This window comes from Chryseobacterium balustinum (genome assembly GCF_900168205.1).
In the GTDB taxonomy this organism is placed as follows: domain Bacteria; phylum Bacteroidota; class Bacteroidia; order Flavobacteriales; family Weeksellaceae; genus Chryseobacterium; species Chryseobacterium balustinum.
In genome coordinates, this window is the sequence record NZ_FUZE01000055.1 from 1 (window position 1) to 4,221 (window position 4,221).

Annotated in this window: 5 protein-coding genes; 4 read left to right on the plus strand and 1 reads right to left on the minus strand. The window is 32.2% G+C overall.

Annotation, left to right across the window (positions count from 1 at the left end):
• The first annotated feature begins 3 nt into the window (after positions 1–3).
• The 4 genes from gcvH to B5X64_RS22285 are packed head-to-tail and all read left to right on the plus strand — an operon-like array spanning position 4 to position 2,466.
• Positions 4–384 carry a glycine cleavage system protein GcvH gene (gene gcvH / locus B5X64_RS22270; protein ID WP_079467310.1) on the plus strand — a complete coding sequence of 127 codons (381 nt, stop codon included), beginning with the start codon at positions 4–6 and terminating at the stop codon, positions 382–384.
• A 6-nt stretch (positions 385–390) separates the two neighbouring features.
• Complete coding sequence (gene gcvT, locus B5X64_RS22275) at positions 391–1,488, plus strand: glycine cleavage system aminomethyltransferase GcvT (protein WP_079467306.1); 1,098 nt, start codon at positions 391–393, stop codon at positions 1,486–1,488.
• Between the two features lie 13 nt (positions 1,489–1,501).
• The gene (locus B5X64_RS22280) at positions 1,502–1,873 is read left to right on the plus strand and encodes a glycine cleavage system protein H (RefSeq protein WP_079467307.1); all 372 of its coding nucleotides are present in this window, start codon (positions 1,502–1,504) and stop codon (positions 1,871–1,873) included.
• Positions 1,870–2,466: a methyltransferase domain-containing protein gene (locus tag B5X64_RS22285; RefSeq protein ID WP_079467308.1), complete on the plus strand. Its 597-nt coding sequence runs from the start codon at positions 1,870–1,872 to the stop codon at positions 2,464–2,466. The genes B5X64_RS22280 and B5X64_RS22285 overlap by 4 nt, the downstream gene beginning before the upstream one ends.
• A gap of 594 nt (positions 2,467–3,060) precedes the next feature.
• Here the strand turns inward: B5X64_RS22285 and B5X64_RS22290 are convergent.
• Complete coding sequence (locus B5X64_RS22290) at positions 3,061–3,507, minus strand: DUF3872 domain-containing protein (RefSeq protein ID WP_079467309.1); 447 nt, start codon at positions 3,505–3,507, stop codon at positions 3,061–3,063.
• Between the last annotated feature and the right edge of the window lie 714 nt (positions 3,508–4,221).

Sequence of the window (4,221 nt, forward strand, 5' to 3'; positions counted from 1 at the left end):
ATAATGAAGATCCCTGAAAACCTCTTGTATACTGAAGATCATGAGTGGGTTAGATTAGAAAAGGAAATGGCTTATATTGGAATTACCGATTTTGCCCAATGTGAATTAGGAGATATAGTATATGTTGAAATAGAAACCCTTGGGGAAATTTTAAAACAACATGGGATATTTGGAACAATTGAAGCTGTAAAGACAGTGTCTGATCTTTTCCTACCCATTGCGGGAAAAATATTGGAGATCAATCCCAAATTAGAAGCCAATCCTGAGCTCGTAAACTCTGATCCTTATGGAGAGGGGTGGATGATAAAAATTAAAATGGCAAACCTTTTTGATACAGAATGGCTGTTGAGACCCGATGTATATAAATGTTTAATAGGATTATAATACAATATGGAGTCTGTAAAAACAAAGAAAACAGCATTTAATGCAATCCATCACATCCTTGGTGGGAAAATGGTAGAATATGCAGGTTTTGAAATGCCTGTCCAGTACAAAGGAGTAACGTGCGAGCATGTAACGGTACGAAGCAGTATTGGAGTTTTTGATGTGTCGCATATGGGAGAAATCTCGATACAAGGAAAAGGTTCCTTTGAATTAATACAGAAAATCACGACTAATGATGTGACGAAACTTTATCCCGGTAAGGTGCAATATAGCTGTATGCCCAACGATACAGGCGGAATTATTGACGATTTGCTGGTTTATAAAATAAGTAAAAACGACTACCTTCTTGTCGTTAATGCTTCTAACATACAAAAAGATCTGGATTGGATTAAAAGACATAATTCTTTTGGAGCAGAAGTAACCAATATTTCAGATTCAATTTCTTTATTGGCTGTTCAGGGACCAAAATCTTTAAAAGTATTACAGAAGCTGACAGATATTAATTTAAAAGAATTAGAATCTTATAGTTTCACCATTGGTGAATTAGCCCGTATTCCGAATGCTTTGATCTCAGCAACAGGATATACAGGAGAAACTGGGTTTGAAATCTATGTAGAGAACAAATACGCCGCTCATCTATGGGAAGCGATATTTGAGGCAGGAAAAGATGAAGGTATTGAACCGATTGGTTTAGCCGCTAGAGATACATTGCGACTTGAAATGGGGTATTGTCTTTATGGAAATGATATTAATAATTACACTTCGCCTTTGGAAGCAGGTCTTGGCTGGATAACAAAATTTACCAAAGATTTTATTTACAACGGATTTTTAAAAATTCAAAAAGAAAAGGGTATTACTAAAAAGCTGGTAGGTTTTGAAATTGAAGGCAAAGGAATTCCCCGCCATGGATATGAAATTTGGGATCATCATCATCAAATTATTGGAACGGTTACCTCGGGAACACTTTCTCCTACACTCAAAAAAGGAATAGGAATGGGATACGTCTGTTTTGAAAGTGCTAAACACGGAAGTGAAATTTTTATTAATATAAGAAATAAACCGGTCAAAGGTGTGATTGTGAAAACTCCATTTATTAAAGATTAGATTAAATAACTGTATGCTTGTTCCCAAAAACCATTATTATACAGAAAATCATCTGTGGTTAAGAAAAATAGGATTATATGATTTCTGTGTAGGGATTACCGACTTTGCTCAAAAGGAGATAGGAGAAATCCATCTGGTTGAATATATCATGCAAGAATCTATCATAGGTAAAGAGAACCATTTTGGAGCTATACATGGAATCAATAAGACTTTTTCGCTTGTTGCTCCATGTGACTTTCAAATTGTAGAGGTGAATGAAAATGTAGCTATAAAACCTTCCCATATTAATACAGACCCGTATAATTCTTGGTTTTTTATTCTTTCAACTCATATCTCAACTGATGAATTTTTAACATACAAAGAATATTTAAAAATAATAAAATGATTTTTCAACAAATTAGTCAAAATATTGATGTAAAAGATACCGTCTTTAATGAAATATATCCTCCAAACATAAAGGTCGTTGCAGAAAAACACTGGACACCTGTTGCTGTAGCCAAAATGGCTGCAAAATATTTGGTTGAAAAACCAGGTACGAAAGTACTTGATATTGGTGCGGGTGCAGGCAAGTTCTGTCTGGTTGGTGCTGCTTCTACAGAAGGTTTTTTTTATGGAATAGAGCAAAGAGCTTTCCTCACTAAAATATCAAAAAAAATAGCAGTGAGGCATAATATTACGAATGTAGAATTCTTGCATTCCAATATTGATAAAATTAGCTTTTCTGATTATGAAGCCTTTTACTTTTTTAATTCTTTTTTTGAAAATATAGATACTTCAAATCCGATTGATGATACAATACTTCCTGACAGCGATTTATACCACGCTTATTCAGATTATGTAAAAGAGCAACTCAATAAAACTCCTGTGGGAACCCGGTTGGTAACTTATTGGAGTAAATGGGACGAAATTCCAACAAACTTTGAATTTGTGGACTCTGCCTGCAATGGGTTTTTAAGTTTCTGGAAAAAGGTATCCTAGCTGAATGTTTTAAAACGGTTAGAATTAATGCTTACAATATCCGAGCTGTGAAAAACACCAGTGAAAATGATCGGAGTTTATTTGCAAAAGATAATTAAACTGGGATATAGTTAATGCAAAGTAGAAACTGTTGGTTCTTGGGTCAGTTATTTTGTTGGATAATGAATTAAAAGCTAATGAAAGGATTGATTAGTATGGGTTTAATTCTAAATTTTGTTCATGTTTTAGAAGTTAAAACAAGCTAAATGAACATCTGTTTTGCTATAGTTTTTGCTGAATAAATTATTTTTTCAGTTGAAGTACATGGTCTGAATATTATGTATATTTTTTTTGAGGGTCTTACTACAAAATGTAGTAAGACCTTTTTTACAAATTAATTTTTTAATCTCTTTTTGGTGGTAATGCTGCGTAGAAAAAAATTAATTTCTCTGTACTATCGAAAACTTCTTTTTTGTTACGCAAAAGTAACCTAATACGCCATCAATACAGGCCTCCAGCTTTATTAAGTTACTTCATTAATATTTACTTTAATTTGCAAATTGTACTCTTTCTATTCAATATAAAATCCCACAATTAAAGTGGGATGTGTTACAGCTAATCTTTAGTATTAAATTGAAAACTAATTTGTCTTCCATTTCCAAAACTATCGTAAATCCAGACATCAAAACTTTGCGAAACAGTTGAGGTTGAGGTGTAATATAATCTAAATTCTTTTTCGCTAAGCTCGTACGAATCATTGGGCTTGTAAGGCGGCTCATTGTTATAGCACAGTGTCCCGGTACCATCAAACTGAAAATACCTGATATAATATTTAGTTTCGGTGAAATTACCTTTTGGAATAATTTTCAATCTGATTTCTACAATTTCTCCATTAGCAACATCTTTTGGAATTGGCATAATATGCAGCTCAAATGGGAAATTTTGCTGTATTTCCAAATCATTTGTCGAGCAGGATGACAGACTCAATACAAAAAGTATCATGACCGGAATAATCAGCAGTAAGGCAAGCCCTTTTTTTATGATGATTTTAATATATTTCATGGGTAAATTTTATAAATTAGATAACTATATATTTTAATGTACCAAAAATAAAACACCATCATAAAACAAAAAACAACCTCGCAAATGCGAGGTCGATTGTCAAACAACTATACGAAGAAAGTTTTATCAAGAATACAATCTATGTGCCTAATCTACAAAAACTAAAAAGGAAGGTGCAAAAACAACCTTCCTATGAAACTATGCCCTGAAAAAAACTTGTAAATCAATATTACAAAAAGTTCAATTACCGGAATAGGATTTGACTCATAATAAAAAGAGAGCTTCCGGATTGATGGTGGAAGCTCTCTTACAATTTTAAGTTATATATAATTTGATGGTAATCTCTTATTTTCAAATTCTATACCAAAATAGAATTATTGCTAAACAATAGCAACCCTAATAATAAGTTTTGTCTGTTCGTAAACCATCCAATCAAATTTACAAATTTTTATTTAAATTCTTGTTTGTAATTTTCGGTTCTGAAAGCGCTAAAATTCAGGAAACTTTTATATATGCTAAATTCATTACTAAGAAATCATTATAAAAATTTAAATTAAAAAAAACTTGTTCTTTGGAATTTTCAAAAACGTAAAATCTGTATTAATTTATATGATATCATTGTAAATTCCAGTGATATTGACCACCCAATTTCAATTCAAAGTGACCAGGTAATTTCGGTTTAAATTGACCACCCTTAATTTTGATAAAAACTCT